The organism is Streptomyces sp. NPDC046197, assembly GCF_040646295.1.
Lineage (GTDB): Bacteria > Actinomycetota > Actinomycetes > Streptomycetales > Streptomycetaceae > Streptomyces.
The window spans coordinates 21289-36887 of sequence record NZ_JBEYZY010000055.1 but is presented as its reverse complement, the minus strand read 5'-3'; the positions used below and the strand labels follow the sequence as shown (position 1 = coordinate 36887).

At 70.1% G+C, this 15599-nt stretch carries 14 protein-coding genes and 1 pseudogene; 9 read left to right on the top strand and 6 right to left on the bottom strand.

Annotation, left to right across the window (positions count from 1 at the left end; translation table 11 throughout):
• Positions 1-346 precede the first annotated feature (346 nt).
• Positions 347-1024 (top strand): pirin family protein, encoded by a 678-nt coding sequence (locus AB0A61_RS38450; RefSeq protein WP_361303507.1) that lies wholly within the window; start codon positions 347-349, stop codon positions 1022-1024.
• Here AB0A61_RS38450 and AB0A61_RS38445 read toward each other — a convergent pair.
• Complete coding sequence (locus tag AB0A61_RS38445) at positions 1021-1842, bottom strand: serine hydrolase domain-containing protein (protein WP_361303495.1); 822 nt, start codon at positions 1840-1842, stop codon at positions 1021-1023. The two genes, AB0A61_RS38450 and AB0A61_RS38445, sit on opposite strands and share 4 nt — an antisense overlap.
• Positions 1843-1979: 137 nt before the next feature.
• Between AB0A61_RS38445 and AB0A61_RS38440 the strand changes: the two genes are divergently transcribed.
• Together AB0A61_RS38440 and AB0A61_RS38435 are read left to right on the top strand one after the other, a co-directional pair.
• On the top strand, positions 1980-2507 hold the full coding sequence (locus AB0A61_RS38440; RefSeq protein ID WP_361303492.1) for a MerR family transcriptional regulator: 528 nt from the start codon (positions 1980-1982) through the stop codon (positions 2505-2507).
• A complete protein-coding gene (locus AB0A61_RS38435; RefSeq protein ID WP_361303489.1) occupies positions 2504-3520 on the top strand; it encodes an aldo/keto reductase in 1017 nt (338 codons plus the stop codon). Before AB0A61_RS38440 ends, AB0A61_RS38435 begins: the two co-directional genes overlap by 4 nt.
• Positions 3521-3546: 26 nt before the next feature.
• Here AB0A61_RS38435 and AB0A61_RS38430 read toward each other — a convergent pair whose 3' ends face one another.
• From AB0A61_RS38430 to AB0A61_RS38420, 3 genes are all read right to left on the bottom strand, one after another.
• Positions 3547-4398 carry a DUF4429 domain-containing protein gene (locus tag AB0A61_RS38430; RefSeq protein WP_361303486.1) on the bottom strand — a complete coding sequence of 284 codons (852 nt, stop codon included), beginning with the start codon at positions 4396-4398 and terminating at the stop codon, positions 3547-3549.
• A gap of 66 nt (positions 4399-4464) precedes the next feature.
• Entirely contained in the window at positions 4465-5682 is a 1218-nt protein-coding gene (locus AB0A61_RS38425) for an alpha/beta hydrolase (RefSeq protein WP_361303483.1), read from the bottom strand.
• Between the two features lie 233 nt (positions 5683-5915).
• On the bottom strand, positions 5916-6578 hold the full coding sequence (locus tag AB0A61_RS38420; protein ID WP_361303480.1) for a TetR family transcriptional regulator: 663 nt from the start codon (positions 6576-6578) through the stop codon (positions 5916-5918).
• 128 nt (positions 6579-6706) lie between these two features.
• On the opposite strand from AB0A61_RS38420, the gene AB0A61_RS38415 reads away from it, so the two are divergent.
• Complete coding sequence (locus AB0A61_RS38415; RefSeq protein ID WP_361303477.1) at positions 6707-8326, top strand: MFS transporter; 1620 nt, start codon at positions 6707-6709, stop codon at positions 8324-8326.
• Between the two features lie 277 nt (positions 8327-8603).
• Positions 8604-8918: a small hydrophobic protein gene (locus AB0A61_RS38410; RefSeq protein ID WP_361303474.1), complete on the top strand. Its 315-nt coding sequence runs from the start codon at positions 8604-8606 to the stop codon at positions 8916-8918.
• 57 nt (positions 8919-8975) lie between these two features.
• On the opposite strand, the pseudogene AB0A61_RS38405 reads toward AB0A61_RS38410, so the two are convergent.
• Positions 8976-9689, bottom strand: a pseudogene (locus AB0A61_RS38405) (potassium channel family protein); the annotation flags it as partial.
• Positions 9690-9784: 95 nt separating this feature from the next.
• Positions 9785-12532: a pyruvate dehydrogenase (acetyl-transferring), homodimeric type gene (aceE, locus tag AB0A61_RS38400; protein ID WP_361303471.1), complete on the bottom strand. Its 2748-nt coding sequence runs from the start codon at positions 12530-12532 to the stop codon at positions 9785-9787.
• A gap of 379 nt (positions 12533-12911) precedes the next feature.
• Between aceE and AB0A61_RS38395 the strand changes: the two genes are divergently transcribed.
• From AB0A61_RS38395 to AB0A61_RS38380, 4 genes are all read left to right on the top strand, one after another.
• Entirely contained in the window at positions 12912-13349 is a 438-nt protein-coding gene (locus AB0A61_RS38395) for a DUF3052 domain-containing protein (protein WP_361303468.1), read from the top strand.
• A gap of 234 nt (positions 13350-13583) precedes the next feature.
• On the top strand, positions 13584-14042 hold the full coding sequence (locus tag AB0A61_RS38390) for a peroxiredoxin (RefSeq protein WP_361303466.1): 459 nt from the start codon (positions 13584-13586) through the stop codon (positions 14040-14042).
• 126 nt (positions 14043-14168) lie between these two features.
• Entirely contained in the window at positions 14169-14744 is a 576-nt protein-coding gene (locus AB0A61_RS38385; protein ID WP_361303463.1) for a TerD family protein, read from the top strand.
• Positions 14745-14856: 112 nt separating this feature from the next.
• Complete coding sequence (locus tag AB0A61_RS38380) at positions 14857-15432, top strand: TerD family protein (protein WP_361303460.1); 576 nt, start codon at positions 14857-14859, stop codon at positions 15430-15432.
• The last annotated feature ends 167 nt before the right edge of the window (positions 15433-15599 follow it).

Below are 15599 nucleotides of genomic sequence, written 5' to 3'. Positions count from 1 at the left end.
CCTGGGCGTCCTGGCGGCGAGCGAACTCGTCGCCAACTCCCTACGATCGTGCTCAGCGCTTCGCGCCTCCGCGCGTTCGCCGTCTCGACACCGGCGCGCCCCTTCGGCTCTCTCGCGGTCGGCGCGTGGGGGTGGTGGGACTTGGTGGGCCCTTGCCCTTGGGCCGTGTCGGGGCAGGCGCAGTCCGCCCCCGACACCAGCGCCCGTCCGGCACTCAGCCGGGTCCGGCACCGGCGCGCCCCTTCGGCTTCCTCGCGGTCGGCGCGTGGGGGTGGCAGTGGGCGGGGTTGGGCCCTTGCCCTGGTTGCGGTTGAGCCTGCTTGGCGGGGCTACGGTGGTGGGCGTGATGGACGTACGGCGCGCTGAAGAGCGCTACCGGGGTGGTGACGCGGCGGCCGGGATCGAGTCCTGGCACGCCTTCTCCTTCGGCCCGCACTACGATCCCGGCAACCTCCGCTTCGGCGCGGTGATCGCCTGCAACGAGGAGCGCCTGGTCCCGGGTGCCGGCTTCGACGAGCATCCGCACAGCCACACCGAGATCGTCACGTGGGTGGTCGAGGGCGAGCTGACCCACCGGGACTCGACGGGCCACGAGACGGTGGTCCGCCGCGGCGACGTGCAGCGGCTGAGCTCGGCGGGTGGCGTCCGGCACGTCGAGCGCAACGACGGCACGGGCCCGCTCACCTTCGTGCAGATGTGGCTGGCCCCGCTGCGGCCCGGCGGTGACCCCTGCTACGAGATCGTCCGCGGCATCGCGGACTCCACCCCGTACGCGGTCCCCGAGGCGGGCGCCATGCTGCACGTACGCCGCCTGACGGCGGGGGAGCGCACGGCGGTACCGGACGGGCCGTACGTGTACGCACACGTCGTACGGGGTCAAGTGCGCCTGGACGATGAGACGTTGGGGCCGGGCGACGCGGCCCGCATCACCGGCGCCGAGGACCTGGAGGCGGTCGGCGTGACGGACGCCGAACTGCTGCTGTGGGAGATGCAGGCGCCACCGCGGGCCGGCGAGACCCCCTAGCCGCGCAGCTCGGCCAGTACCGCGTCGGTGAGCGGCGGCCAGGCCTCGGCCGCCCACGGGCCGAAGGCGCGGTCGGTCAGTGCCACGCAGGCCGCGTGCGCGTCCGGGTCGATCCACAGGAACGTGCCCGACTGGCCGAAGTGGCCGAAGGTGCGCGGCGAGGACGACGAGCCGGTCCAGTGCGGGGACTTGGAGTTCCGGATCTCGAAGCCGAGGCCCCAGTCGTTGGGGTTCTGGTGGCCGTAGCCCGGCAGCACGCCCTTCGTGCCGGGGTACTGCACGGTCATCGCCTCGGCGACCGTACGCGGATCCAGCAGGCGCGGCGCCTGGACCTCGGCGGCGAACCGCAGCAGGTCCTCGACCGTGGAGACGCCGTCCTTGGCCGGGGAGCCGTCCAGCGTGGTCGCCGCCATCCCCAGCGGTTCGAGCACCGCCTGGCGCAGGTACTCGGCGAAGGGAATGTCCGTGGCCTTCGCCACATGGTCCCCGAGCTGCTCGAACCCGGCGTTGGAGTACAGCCGCCGCTCGCCGGGCGGGGCCGTCACCCGGTGTTCGTCGAAGGCCAGGCCCGAGGTGTGCGCGAGCAGGTGACGGACCGTCGCGCCGGGTGGGCCGGCCGGCTCGTCGAGCTCGATCGCCCCCTCCTCGTACGCGACGAGCACCGCGTACGCGGCGAGCGGCTTGGTGACCGAGGCCAGCGGGAAACGCCACCCGACCGGGCCGCGGGTGCCCAGGACCACACCGTCGGCCCGTACGACGCCCGCCGCAGCGGTGGGAACCGGCCAGTTCTCGATCGACGCCAAGCTGTGCAACGACATGCCATCGAGCCTATGCGCTCAGCGCGTCGGCTCCGGCAAGGGGTCCGGTTCGGACCCGCCCGCGGGTACCGTGTCGTGCGCATTTCTTACGGGATCCGCTTGCTTGGAGTGCACTCCAAGGTCATAGCGTGGGGGCCATGACGGTGATGCAGGCCACGGCCGTGAACCCCGAGCAGACCGAGGAAACCCCCACGAACGCCGATGTCTGTACGGCCCCGCCCCGCCGGCGCCCGCGTCCCGACGGCGAGGACAGCTACACGATCAGCGAGGTCGTCGCCTTCACCGGTCTCACCGCCCACACCCTGCGCTGGTACGAGCGGATCGGTCTGATGGCCCATGTCGACCGCTCGCACACCGGCCAGCGCCGCTACACCAACCGCGACCTGGACTGGCTCGACCTGGTCGGCAAGCTCCGGCTCACCGGCATGCCGGTCGCCGACATGGTCCGGTACGCGGAGCTGGTGCGGCAGGGCGAGAGCACCTACGCCGAGCGGCACGAGCTGCTCGAGGCGACGCGCCGGGACGTCCTGGAGCGGATCGCCGAACTGCGGGACACGCTCGCGGTACTGGACCTGAAGATCGGCTTCTACGCGGACGCGGGACGCCGCAAGACAGATAAGACAGATAAGACAGGCAAGATCGGCAAGACGGAGAGGAACCGATGACGGACAGCAGGATCCCGGCGGTACGGCTCGGCGAGAGCGGACCGGAGGTCGGTGTACAGGGCCTGGGCTGCATGGGGATGAGCTTCGCGTACGGCCCCTCGGACGCCGGGGAGTCGCGCGCCACCCTGGAGCGAGCCCTGGAGCTGGGCGTGACGCTGTACGACACGGCGGACGTGTACGGCGCGGGAGAGAACGAGCGGTTACTGTCCCCGTTCTTCAAGGCGCACCGGGACGAGGTGGTGATCGCCACGAAGTTCGCCCTGTCGATCCCGCCGGACGAGCCGGCGAGGCGCGTCATCCGCAACGACCCGCCGTACATCCGCCAGTGCGTCGAGGCGAGCCTGAAGCGGCTGGACGTGGACGTGATCGACCTCTACTACATGCACCGCCGGGACGTGAACGTCCCGATCGAGGAGACCGTCGGGACGATGGCCGAGCTGGTGCGCGAGGGCAAGGTCAAGCACCTCGGCCTGAGCGAGGTCACGGCCGGTGAGCTGCGGGCCGCGCAGGGCGTGCACCCGATCGCCGCCGTGCAGTCGGAGTGGTCGCTGTTCAGCCGGGACATCGAGGCGCAGGTCGTACCGGCGGCCCGCGAGCTGGGCGTGGCGCTGGTGCCGTACTCGCCACTCGGCCGTGGCTTCCTCACGGGCGGCTTCACCGCCGGCGGCAAGACTCTGACCAGCGGCGACTCCCGGCGCAGGATGCCGCGGTTCCAGGGCGAGAACGCCGCCGCCAACGCGGCGCTGCTGGAGCCGGTGCGCACCGTCGCCGATGCCCACGGCGCCTCCCTCACCCAGATCGCCCTGGCCTGGGTGCAGCAGCGCGCGGCCGTTCACGGCCTCCCGGTGGTCCAGATCCCCGGGACCCGCAGGCCGCACCGCGTGGAGGAGAACGTGGCGGCGGCCCGCATCACGCTCACCGAGGACGAACTGGCGCTGCTGGAACCGATCGCCGGGAAGGTGTCGGGCGAGCGGTACGCGGACATGACGTTCGCCTCCGCCGGACGCGAGTAACGCCGCCCCGACGGGCTCGGGCGGCGTTACAGCTGTGCCAGGAGCTCGGCCTTCTTCAGCGAGAACTCCTCGTCCGTCACCAGCCCCGCCCGGTGCAGCTCCCCGAGATGGCGGATCCGTTCGGCGATGTCGGCGGGGTCACGGCGCGCCGCCGGTATCGGCACGGGGGCCGGCGGGCCGCTCGCCCGTACCGCGGCGAGCACGGCCGCGGCGAACGGCAGCGACTCGTGTACGGGGCCGTAGCCGCGCCCGAACACGACCGCAGCCGGATCCTGGTCCGGCTGCGGGGGCTGCGAGGTGCCCGGGTCGCGGCGCAGCAGCCGCAGATGCCCCTCGAGGGCCTCCGGAGAGCGCCATTCCACCCCGCCGAGGTCGGCGACCGAGAAGCTCTGGTCGCCGGCCTTCCACTTCGCCGAAGACGCCCCGGTCCAGGACCACCGGAACCGCACCGCCGTACCGTCGAAGGACGCCTTCCCGTCGTACGCCTTGAACTGCAGCGGCAGTTCGGGCGCGGCCACCAGGTGGCGCTCGGCGGGCCCGGACTCCGTCAGCCGCGCCCGCAGCTCGTCGGCGTAGTGCTCGGCGAGGGTCTTCCGCTCGGCCGGCAGCACCAGCCGGTAGGGATCGGAGCCCTCCTTGAGCTGTCCCGCGGCCGCCTCCATCAGCGGATCGGCGCCCGGCCGGGGCTCGGCCCGCAGGACCACGGTCCCGCGTCTGCCCGGAGTGAGTGTCACGGTCCCGAGCGCCGCCAGTGGAACCCGGCGTTCCGTAAGTGCCTGGAAGAGCTTGGGTGTTCGAATCCCCCGTTCGTAGCGGATGAGCACGGAATCGGACTCGAACTCCCAGGCAGCATGAAATCCGGCCAGTACGTCACCCATGCGGCTCATCGTAGGCGGCACGAGCTTCTCCGTCCCTCCCTGCGCAGACGGCAGTTCCTGCTGTTTCTACGCGCGTCCGGCCGTCACGGTGCCGGACAAACCCGCCCGGCAGGCGTCGTCGTCATGGGCGCACCGCACCGAGTCGTAGGCGCCGACCCCGATCTCGGCGAAGTTGGTGAGGCTGTCGGTGCCCGGCTCGAAATAGCCGGCGTGTCCCTTCGCACCCTGCGCCGACAGCACCCGCGCCCCGAACGCCGAGGAGACCGGGTCGGCGCCGTGACCCAGGCCGCCGAGCTCCAGGTACGGCACGTCCTGGATCCAGTCGGTGGCGTCCCGCATCGCCCACACCCGGGCCGGGGTGCCCAGGTGCGCGGCGTTGCGCACCCGCATGCCCGGGCTGGCGGCCACCGCTATGTCGGCCACCCGGTGCGGCAGCGAACGGGCGGCGACACCGCACACCACCGAGCCGTAGCTGTGGCAGAACAACGACACCGGTGAGCCGCCGGGCAGCCCCCGCAGCAGCGCGTTCAGCCGGACGGCGCCCTCCTCGGCGCGCATCGCCGTGGCCGCGTCCACGCCGAGCCCGCTGGGCGCGGTGTAGTCGGCCCAGGCGATCACGGCCGTACGGGTCGAGGGGCTCGCCGTGTGCTCGGCCGCGTAGAGGGACTGCGCCATCCCGACCGGCGCGGAGTACGGGCGGTAGGTCTTCTGGAAGGTGAGCAGATCGGTGTCGACGCCGGGGACGACGACGGAGATCCGCTGGGCCTTGCTGAGGTCGCCGAAGACCTCGGCGACCCGGCCGGAGCCCTCGGGGTCGAAGGACAGGATCTGGCGGTCGCCGGTCATCAGCGCGGCGTAGCGGTGCATGCGCCGCCCCGCGTCCTGCTGCCCGCCCGGCGAGAGCCGGCTGTCGTGCATGCGCTGGAGATCGGCCTTGCGGGCCTGGTCCAGCGCGATGCGGTTCGCCTGGTAGCGCAGCTCGGCGGGCGCGCCGTTCATGTTGCCGACCGCGAGCGGATAGCGGTGGGCGAGACGGCCGCGGTCCTGGGCGGAGAGCGAGGCGAAGAAACGGGTGAGCCGGGACGGGCCCGCCTCCGGGTCCGGAAGCCGGTGTCCGTGCAGGTGCCCGTGCTCCCAGGCGGACAGGGAGGCCTGGAGGGCGGTGGATCCCCGCTTGCTGTGCACGGCCGTCCAGCCGGTGGTCGCGAGCATCACGAAGACCACGGCCAGCGCGAGCAGTGCACGCCAGACGTTGAGTTGCGGGGAGGTGTCGAAGGAAGTCACTGGAAGGACACACTAGGAGAACGAGAGGGTCTCGCGTCAACCGAGTGACGGGTATCACGTTTCGGTCGACGTGACGGCTGCCTCAGTTCGTACGCCAGTTCACGGTTCCTTGATCGCGAGTCGCCCCACCGGCCGTTTCCGGCAAGCGAGTTCACGGAGTTTCGAGGTGACGCAGTTCACAGCCCGCTGTCCGTGAGGATCCTCACGATCCGCCGCCCCGGCGCCGGTTGGAATCAGTCGTTCGGCCGCCAGTTCCCGGTCAGCGCGGGCCCCACCTGGTCGAGGTACGCGGCCGTGAGCGCCCGGATCGCCTCCAGGCTGACGTCCTCGCCGGTGCTCCACTGACGCCCCGTCACCCGCATCACCCCGCCGAAGACGGCCACCGCCAGCCGCGGCCGCGGGTCGCGGTCCACGTCCAGTCCCTCGCGCTCGGCGAGCAGGCGCGCGATCTGCTCCTCGGTCTCCACGGACCGGCGCAGATGTGCGGCCAGCAGGACGGGCGTCGACTCGATCACCCGGAACATGCGCAGATACAGCTCGACGGGGACGACCGTCACGATCGCGTCGCTGATCGTGTCCCAGCCCTCCAGCACCGCCCGGCGCAGCGCCTCCAGCGGGGTCTCCGCGGGCGGGCGGGCGCGCAGCGACTCGACGAAGTGCGCCTCCACCATGTCCTGGACCGCGAAGGCGGCCTCCTCCTTGCCGGCGAAGTAACGGAAGAAGGTGCGCTGGGAGACGTCGACGGCGTCCGCGATCTCGTCGACCGTCGTCTGCTCGTAGCCCTGGGTGGTGAACAGTTCCAGCGCGGCCCGAAGCAGGGCGTCGCGGGTGCGCCGCTTCTTGCGCTCGCGCAGCCCCGGACGTGGCGCCGTTGGGGCGGTCCCCGCCGTCTCCATGAATCCCCCGGACCTCTCTGTGAACTCTTTTCCCAGCTCAGACTATAGGGGAGTGACGTGTCAGTTGCCGACTTGTGAATTGATTTGTCGTTTGTCAGCGACTGTCACTAACCCCTAGCCTTGGAAATATGACTAGTCAGACCACCATCGACACGACAGGGCCGGGGGACAAGGCGCCGGCAGCCCCGTCGGAGCTCGCGTCGGCCCCGGGGCTGCGCGGGCACCCGTGGTTCACCCTCATCACCGTCGCCGTAGGGGTCATGATGGTGGCCCTCGACGGCACCATCGTGGCCATCGCCAACCCGGCCATCGCCAAGGACCTGGGCGCCACCTTCTCCGACGTCCAGTGGATCACCAACGCCTACTTCCTCGCCCTCGCGGTCTCCCTGATCACCGCGGGCAAGCTCGGTGACCGCTTCGGGCACCGGCAGACCTTCCTCATCGGCGTGACCGGCTTCGCCGCCGCCTCCGGCGCCATCGGGCTGTCGAACAGCATCGCCATGGTGGTCACCTTCCGTGTCTTCCAGGGCCTGTTCGGCGCGCTGCTGATGCCGGCCGCGCTCGGTCTGCTGCGGGCCACCTTCCCGGCCGAGAAGCTCAACATGGCGATCGGCATCTGGGGCATGGTCATCGGCGCCTCCACCGCGGGCGGCCCGATCCTCGGCGGCCTGCTCGTCCAGCACGTCAACTGGCAGTCCGTCTTCTTCGTCAACGTGCCCGTGGGCGCCCTCGCGCTGGTGCTGGGTCTGCTGATCCTGACCGACCACCGCGCCGAGAACGCCCCGCGCTCCTTCGACGTCCTCGGCATCGCGCTGCTGTCCGCCGCGATGTTCTGCCTGGTCTGGGCGCTCATCAAGGCCCCGACGTGGGGCTGGGGCGACGGCCGCACGTGGGCCTTCATCGGCGCCAGTGCGCTCGGCTTCGTCCTGTTCTCCTTCTGGGAGACCCGGGTGAAGGAACCGCTGATCCCGCCGGCGCTGTTCCGCTCGGTGCCGCTGTCGGCGGGCGTGGTCCTGATGGTCCTCATGGCCATCGCGTTCATGGGCGGTCTGTTCTTCGTCACCTTCTACCTGCAGAACGTCCACGGGATGAGCCCCGTCCAGGCCGGCCTGCACCTGCTGCCGCTGACCGGCATGATGATCGTCGGCTCCCCGCTCGCGGGCGCGCTGATCACCAAGCTGGGCCCGCGCGTCCCGCTGGCGGGCGGCATGCTCGCCACCGCGATCGCCATGTACGGCATGTCCACGCTCAAGGCGGGCACCGGCAGCGCCACCATGTCGCTGTGGTTCGCCCTGCTGGGCCTCGGCCTCGCCCCCGTCATGGTCGGCGCCACCGAGGTCATCGTCGGCAACGCGCCCATGGAGCTCTCCGGTGTCGCCGGTGGTCTGCAGCAGGCCGCGATGCAGATCGGCGGCAGCCTCGGTACGGCCGTGCTGGGCGCGGTGATGGCCTCCAAGGTCGACCACGACCTGGCCGGCAACTGGAAGGACGCCGGACTCCGGCCGCTCACGCCGGCTCAGCTGGACCAGGCCTCCGAGGCGGTCCAGGTCGGCGTCGCCCCGGTGCCCAGGGGCACGCCCGAGGCCTTCGCCGCGAAGATCGCGTCCGTTGCGCACGACACGTTCATCTCCGGTATGAGCCTCGCCTCCCTCGTCGCCGCCGGGGTCGCGGCGGTGGCCGTCCTGGTCGCGCTGCTCACCAAGCGCGGGCAGAACGCGGAGGCAGGGGCGGGCGTGGGGCACATCTGAACCGCCCGGACTCGCCGCCCGGAGTTCGCCTATCAGGGTGACCGGGCGGAAGATCGCTCGCTCCCGGAGCGCGCCGCAGGTCACAGTGGGTCATGCCCTCCGCAGGGATGGAGGGACCGGCTGCGGCGCGCTGCTGGAGGGGGGCAGCGCGCAGGCAGCGGGACACGGGTCTGCGCGCAGGACCGCCGAAAACCGGAGGACTTGACGGACAGAACCGGGGTACCCGCACCAGAAGAACCCACAGGAACTCCAACTCGACCAGGGGTTAAGGGAGTTGATGATGGCGGGCTTCGGACGCGGAACGCGCGGGTACCCCCGTTCACGTAGCCGGACGTGGTCATGGAACGGGCCGGATCGCGCGACGCTCGGAATCATCGGAGTCATCTGCGCGGTCGCCGGTTTCTTCGCGCTGGGCATCGTCCTCGGCCCGGTGGCGGTCGTCTGCGGCTGGCTGGCGATGGGCCGCACCTGGACCTGGGCGGGCGACCGTCCGGTCCCGGCCCTGGTCGCCCTCGTGCTGGGAGCCATCGACACGCTCCTGGCGGTCATCTGGCTGGCCGGGGTGGCGACCTGGGGCGGCGCGGTGTTCTGACCCGGGCCAGTGAGGGACGGGCTCCCCGGCCGTCGGCCGGGGGCCCGCTCGTGCCGTCAGTGCGGCCACCTCGGCGCGCAGCGCGCGTACCTCCTCGGCCAGTGCCTCGATCGCCTCCGTCTGCCGCCTCTCCGCCACGTCGTCGCGCTCGAACCGGGAGATGAACCACGCGGCGATGTTCGCGGTCACCACACCCAGCAGTGCGATTCCGCCCAGCATCAGCCCGACGGCCAGGATCCGCCCCAGTCCGGTGGTCGGTGCGTGGTCCCCGTAGCCCACGGTCGTCATCGTGGTGAACGACCACCACACCGCGTCACCCAGCGTCTTGATGTTCCCGTTGGGTGAATCCCGTTCCACCGACAGCACGGCCAGCGACCCGAACATCAGCAGTCCCACGACGGCTCCGGCGACGTACGTCGTCAGCCGGATCTGCTCCGCCATCCGCGCCCGCCGCCCCACCAGCATCAGTGTGGAGACCAGGCGCAGCAGCCGCAGCGGCTGCAGGACCGGCAGCACCACGGCACACAGGTCCATCCAGTGGGTCCGTACGAACTCCCGGCGCTGCCGCGCGAGTCCGAGGCGCATCAGGTAGTCGACGGCGAACGACCCCCACACCACCCACTCGACCACCGTGCACGCCGCCGTCACCGGCCGGCTCGCGGAGCTGTCCACGATCGGCACGGCATAGGCGGCGGTGAACGCCACCGCGAGCGCCAGCAGGGGCCGTTGAGTGCGCCGTTCCCAACGCGCCTGTGCCGAAAGTTCCGCCATGACCGCATCGTAAGGAAGCGGACCGGAGCGGGGGCGGCGGAGCACTCGGCCCCGCCGCCCCTGTGGGCTTGCCGCCCCCTGAGTTCTACGGCGCCCTACGCGTCGCCGCCGGCCGTTCCGGGGTCGGCCGCCGTCACGTCGAGCAGCTGGTAGCGGTCGACGGCCTGCTTGAGCAGCGACCGGTCGACCTTCCCCTCGCGGGCCAGCTCGGTCAGCACGGCCACCACGATCGACTGTGCGTCGATGTGGAAGTACCGCCGGGCCGCCCCGCGGGTGTCCGCGAAGCCGAAGCCGTCGGCGCCCAGCGACTGGTACGTCCCCGGCACCCACCGGGCGATCTGGTCCGGCACCGACCGCATCCAGTCGGAGACGGCCACGAACGGCCCCTCGGCCTCGCTCAGCTTCCGCGTCACGTACGGGACCCGCTGCTCCTCCTCCGGGTGCAGCAGGTTGTGCTGCTCGCAGGCGACCGCCTCGCGCCGCAGCTCGTTCCAGGAGGTCGCCGACCAGACGGAGGCCCGCACGTTCCAGTCCTCGGCGAGGATCCGCTGTGCTTCCAGGGCCCACGGCACGGCCACGCCCGAGGCCATGATCTGGGCCGGGACGGAGCCCGAGGTGCCCTCGCTCAGGCGGTGGACGCCCTTGAGGATGCCCTCGACGTCCACGTCCGCCGGTTCGGCCGGCTGCTGGATCGGCTCGTTGTACACGGTGAGGTAGTAGAAGACGTCCTCGCCGTGCGGGTGCTCCTCGGAGCTGCCGTACATCCGGCGCAGACCGTCCTGCACGATGTGGGCGATCTCGTACGCGTAGGCCGGGTCGTAGGCCACACAGCCGGGGTTGGTCGAGGCCAGCAGCTGGGAGTGGCCGTCCGCGTGCTGCAGACCCTCACCGGTCAGGGTCGTACGGCCGGCGGTCGCGCCCAGTGCGAAACCGCGCGACAGCTGGTCGGACATCTGCCAGAACTGGTCGCCGGTGCGCTGGAAGCCGAACATCGAGTAGAAGACGTACACCGGGATGAGCGGCTCGCCGTGGGTGGCGTACGCCGATCCGGCGGCGATCAGCGAGGCCGTACAGCCCGCCTCGGAGATGCCGTCGTGCAGCATCTGCCCGGTCGGCGACTCCTTGTAGGCGAGCAGCAGGTCGCGGTCGACGGACTCGTACTGCTGGCCGAGCGGGTTGTAGATCTTCGCACTCGGGAAGAAGGAGTCCATGCCGAACGTGCGGTATTCGTCCGGCGCGATCAGCACGAACCGCCTGCCGATCTCCTTGTCCCGCATGAGGTCCTTCAGCAGCCGGACGAAGGCCATCGTCGTCGCGATGGACTGCTGACCCGAGCCCTTCTTCACACCTGCGTACGCCTTGTCGTCCGGCAGCTGCAGCGGCTTGGCGCGTAGGACGCGCGTCGGGACGTACCCGTCGTGCGACTTGCGCCGGTCGTGCATGTACTGGATCTCCTCCGAGTCCCGGCCCGGGTGGTAGTACGGCGGCGGGCCGCTCTCCAGTTCCTTGTCGGAGATCGGCAGGTGCAGGCGGTCGCGGAAGTGCTTGAGATCGGTGACCGTCAGCTTCTTCATCTGGTGGGTGGCGTTGCGGCCCTCGAAGTTCGGGCCGAGCGTCCAGCCCTTGATCGTCTTGGCCAGGATGACCGTGGGCTGGCCCTTGTGCTCCACGGCCGCCTTGAACGCCGCGTAGATCTTGCGGTGGTCGTGTCCGCCGCGGCCCAGCATCAGGATCTGGTGGTCGGTCATGTTCTCGACCATCGCGCGCAGCCGGTGGTCGTCACCGAAGAAGTGCCGGCGGATGTACGCGCCGGACTCGGTGGCGTACGTCTGGAACTGGCCGTCCGGCGTGGTGTTCATCTTGTTGACCAGCACGCCGTCCCGGTCCTGCGCCAGCAGCGGGTCCCAGGTGCGGTCCCAGATCAGTTTGATCACGTTCCAGCCGGCGCCCCGGAAGACCGACTCCAGTTCCTGGATGATCTTGCCGTTGCCGCGCACCGGGCCGTCCAGGCGCTGCAGGTTGCAGTTGACGACGAAGGTCAGGTTGTCCAGGCCCTCGCGGGCGGCGATGGACAGCTGGCCGAGCGACTCCGGCTCGTCCATCTCGCCGTCGCCGAGGAAGGCCCACACGTGCGAGCGGGAGGTGTCCGCGATGCCGCGCGCCTGCATGTAGCGGTTCATCCGGGCCTGGTAGATCGCGCCGATCGGGCCGAGGCCCATGGAGACCGTCGGGAACTCCCAGAAGTCCGGCATGGAGCGCGGGTGGGGGTAGCTGGACAGGCCGTGGGGTGCCTTTGACTTCTCCTGGCGGAACCCGTCCAGGTTTTTTTCGCTCAGCCGGTCCAGCAGGTACGCGCGCGCGTAGATGCCCGGTGAGGCGTGCCCCTGGAAGAAGACCTGGTCGCCGCCGTCTCCCCCGTCCTTGCCGCGGAAGAAGTGGTTGAAGCCGACGTCGTAGAGCGAGGCGGAGGAGGCGAAGGTGGCGATGTGGCCGCCGACGCCGATGCCCGGGCGCTGGGCGCGGGATACCATCACCGCGGCGTTCCAGCGGGTCGCGTTGAGGATCTTGCGCTCGATCTCCTCGTTGCCCGGGAAGAACGGCTCGCTCTTGGTGGGGATGGTGTTGACGTAGTCCGTGCTGCGCATCTCCGGCACGGCCACGCGCTTCTCACGGGCCCGCTCGATCAGCCGGAGCATGAGGTAACGGGCCCGCTCGCGGCCTCGCTCGTCGACGGCGGCGTCGAGCGAGTCGAGCCACTCCTGGGTCTCTTCGGGATCGAAGTCAGGAACCTGACTCGGAAGGCCGCCAATGATGATCGGGTTGCGATCGGATCCGGAAGCCACGCTGTTCCTTACCTGTCGGAGGGCGACTTTTCTGGGGTTTTTCTCGGTTTTCCTACTTGTGCCTGCACCGTTCCCCATCGTGTACCTCGCGAGAGGCAAACGTCATCTTTACCGGTGGGTAATCGCCGGACTCCGTGGGGATCTCCCGGCTCCGCAAGGTTCCCAACCGTGCAAACCGGGCACAAGGGTGTGGTGTGTGTCACCCCTGATCGCGATACCGTGTCTGGAGTTGCGGCGACACAGCCGGGATCGTCACCGTTTCGGCGGTCTGAACCGCCGGGTACTTGCGCGATCCGCCCCGCCCGTGTGGACTACGGCCAACGCTTCGCGCACGCGCGTGGCTGAAGACCCAAATCGCAACATCATCAGGAGGCAACCCGTGAGCGCGACCGCGGACCACGCGGAGGAGCGGACTAACCCGGCCGGCAGGCTGGGATTCCAGCCCGGGCAGGTGGTCCAGGAGATCGGCTACGACGACGACGTCGACAAAGAGCTCCGCGAGGCCATCGAGGAAGCGATCGGCAGCGAGCTCGTGGACGAGGACTACGACGACGTTGCCGACGCCGTGGTGCTCTGGTTCCGCGACGAGGACGGCGACCTCACGGATGTGCTGGTGGACGCCACCACGTACATCGAGGAGGGCGGCGCGATCCTGCTCCTCACGCCGAAGACCGGCCGTTCGGGCTACGTGGAGCCGAGCGACATCTCTGAAGCCGCGACGACGGCGGGTCTGTCGGCGAGCAAGAGTGTCAGCGTGGGCAAGGACTGGAGCGGGTCGCGTCTGGCCACGCCGAAGGCCGCGAAGTCCAAGAGGTGACGTGCCGCTCCGCCGGTGACCGTTTCTCTCCGGTGACCGTCGGCCGCGGTGGCCGGCCCCGGGGGCTGCGCCCACAGCCCCCCCCGTCGGGCCCTCGGATCCCCCGGTCGGCCTGACGGCCTCGTCCTCGAACGCCGGACGGGCTGGTTCGTCCCCAGCCCGTCCGGCGGCCCGCGGTGATCGCTGCGTAGGGTGGGTCTCACCCGAACAGCTCCTCCGAAGGGATGCAGCACGATGGCGATCCAGGTCGGCGACAAGGCCCCCGACTTCGAGCTCAAGGACAACCACGGGCGGACCGTGCGGCTGTCCGACTTCCGCGGCGAGAAGAACGTGGTGCTGCTCTTCTACCCGTTCGCCTTCACCGGCGTGTGCACCGGCGAGCTGTGCGCCCTGCGCGACAACCTGCCGAAGTTCGTCAACGACGACACCCAGCTGCTCGCCGTCTCCAACGACTCCATCCACACCCTGCGCGTCTTCGCCGAGCAGGAGGGCCTGGAGTACCCGCTGCTCAGCGACTTCTGGCCACACGGCAACACTTCGCGCGCTTACGGCGTCTTCGACGAGGACAAGGGTTGCGCCGTGCGCGGGACCTTCATCATCGACAAGGAGGGCGTCGTGCGGTGGACCGTGGTCAACGGACTGCCGGACGCGCGTGACCTGAACGAGTACGTGAAGGCGCTCGGCACCCTGTGATCCGACACCCTGATTCGTCGGCACCAGGGCCTGCGGGGGGCGGGAACCCGTCACTAGGATCGACTCGTTGATCCCATATCCGATCCACTACGGGGCTCCCCGCCCCCGAACACCAATGGAGGACTCGTGGGAGTCAGCCTCAGCAAGGGCGGCAACGTATCGCTGACGAAGGAGGCCCCGGGCCTGACCGCCGTCATCGTCGGTCTGGGGTGGGACGTCCGCACCACGACCGGTACCGACTTCGACCTCGACGCCAGCGCGCTGCTGCTGAACAACTCCGGCAAGGTCGTCAGCGACCAGCACTTCGTCTTCTTCAACAACCTCAAGAGCCCCGACGGCTCGGTGGAGCACACCGGTGACAACCTCACCGGTGAGGGCGAGGGCGACGACGAGGCGATCAAGGTCAACCTCGCCACCGTCCCGGCCGACGTCGAGAAGATCGTCTTCCCGGTCTCCATCTACGACGCCGAGAACCGCCAGCAGTCCTTCGGCCAGGTGCGCAACGCCTTCATCCGCGTGGTCAACCAGGCCAACCAGCAGGAGATCGCCCGCTACGACCTGAGCGAGGACGCCTCCACCGAGACCGCCATGGTCTTCGGCGAGCTGTACCGGCACGGCGCGGAGTGGAAGTTCCGCGCCATCGGCCAGGGGTACGCCTCCGGCCTGCGCGGCATCGCCCAGGACTTCGGCGTGAACGTCTGAGGCGTGCACGTACGAGACCTGAACGCCTGACCGTCCGGCGCCGCACGTTCTTGTGCGGCGCCGGACGCACGACACGACAACCAGAAGCACCATCTCGGGGAGGACCAGCATCATGGGCGTCACGCTCGCCAAGGGAGGCAACGTCTCCCTCTCCAAGGCCGCACCCAACCTGACCAATGTCCTGGTCGGGCTCGGCTGGGACGCGCGCTCCACCACCGGCGCGCCCTTCGACCTCGACGCCAGCGCGCTGCTGTGCCAGGGCGGCCGGGTGATGGGCGACGAGTGGTTCGTCTTCTACAACCAGCTCAAGAGCCCGGACGGCTCGGTGGAGCACACCGGCGACAACCTCACCGGTGAGGGCGAGGGCGACGACGAGACGATCCTGGTGGACCTCACCAGGGTGCCGCCCCAGTGCGACAAGATCATCTTCCCGGTCTCGATCCATCTGGCCGACGAGCGCGGCCAGACCTTCGGGCAGGTCTCCAACGCCTACATCCGGGTAGTCAACCAGGACGGCGGTCAGGAGCTCGCCCGCTACGACCTGAGCGAGGACGCCAGCACGGAAACGGCCATGATCTTCGGCGAGCTCTACCGCTACCAGGGCGAGTGGAAGTTCCGGGCCGTGGGGCAGGGGTACGCGTCAGGGCTGCGCGGCATTGCCCTGGACTTCGGGGTCAACGTTTCGTAAGGCGCCACTCGCGCAGAACCGCGTCCCGGGGGACCACCGCTGGGACCAGCGGTGCCTCGGCCGGGGCGGCCCCAGGTATTTCGGAAGGGGCGGGCGCCCTTAGACTCGTGGTCAATGTTGAGTAAAGCCGAGTGCGGCGCGGGGAGATTCCGCCCAGACATCGTCCG

Bases quoted from the DNA above. Each gene is read 5' to 3' on its own strand.
- AB0A61_RS38440 (WP_361303492.1), top strand. From the start codon at position 1,980: ATGACGGTGATGCAGGCCACGGCCGTGAACCCCGAGCAGACCGAGGAA.
- AB0A61_RS38430 (WP_361303486.1), bottom strand. From the start codon at position 4,398: ATGGGTGACGTACTGGCCGGATTTCATGCTGCCTGGGAGTTCGAGTCC.
- AB0A61_RS38420 (WP_361303480.1), bottom strand. From the start codon at position 6,578: ATGGAGACGGCGGGGACCGCCCCAACGGCGCCACGTCCGGGGCTGCGC.
- AB0A61_RS38450 (WP_361303507.1), top strand. From the start codon at position 347: ATGGACGTACGGCGCGCTGAAGAGCGCTACCGGGGTGGTGACGCGGCG.
- AB0A61_RS38380 (WP_361303460.1), top strand. From the start codon at position 14,857: ATGGGCGTCACGCTCGCCAAGGGAGGCAACGTCTCCCTCTCCAAGGCC.
- AB0A61_RS38445 (WP_361303495.1), bottom strand. From the start codon at position 1,842: ATGTCGTTGCACAGCTTGGCGTCGATCGAGAACTGGCCGGTTCCCACC.
- AB0A61_RS38435 (WP_361303489.1), top strand. From the start codon at position 2,504: ATGACGGACAGCAGGATCCCGGCGGTACGGCTCGGCGAGAGCGGACCG.
- AB0A61_RS38390 (WP_361303466.1), top strand. From the start codon at position 13,584: ATGGCGATCCAGGTCGGCGACAAGGCCCCCGACTTCGAGCTCAAGGAC.
- AB0A61_RS38410 (WP_361303474.1), top strand. From the start codon at position 8,604: ATGATGGCGGGCTTCGGACGCGGAACGCGCGGGTACCCCCGTTCACGT.
- AB0A61_RS38415 (WP_361303477.1), top strand. From the start codon at position 6,707: ATGACTAGTCAGACCACCATCGACACGACAGGGCCGGGGGACAAGGCG.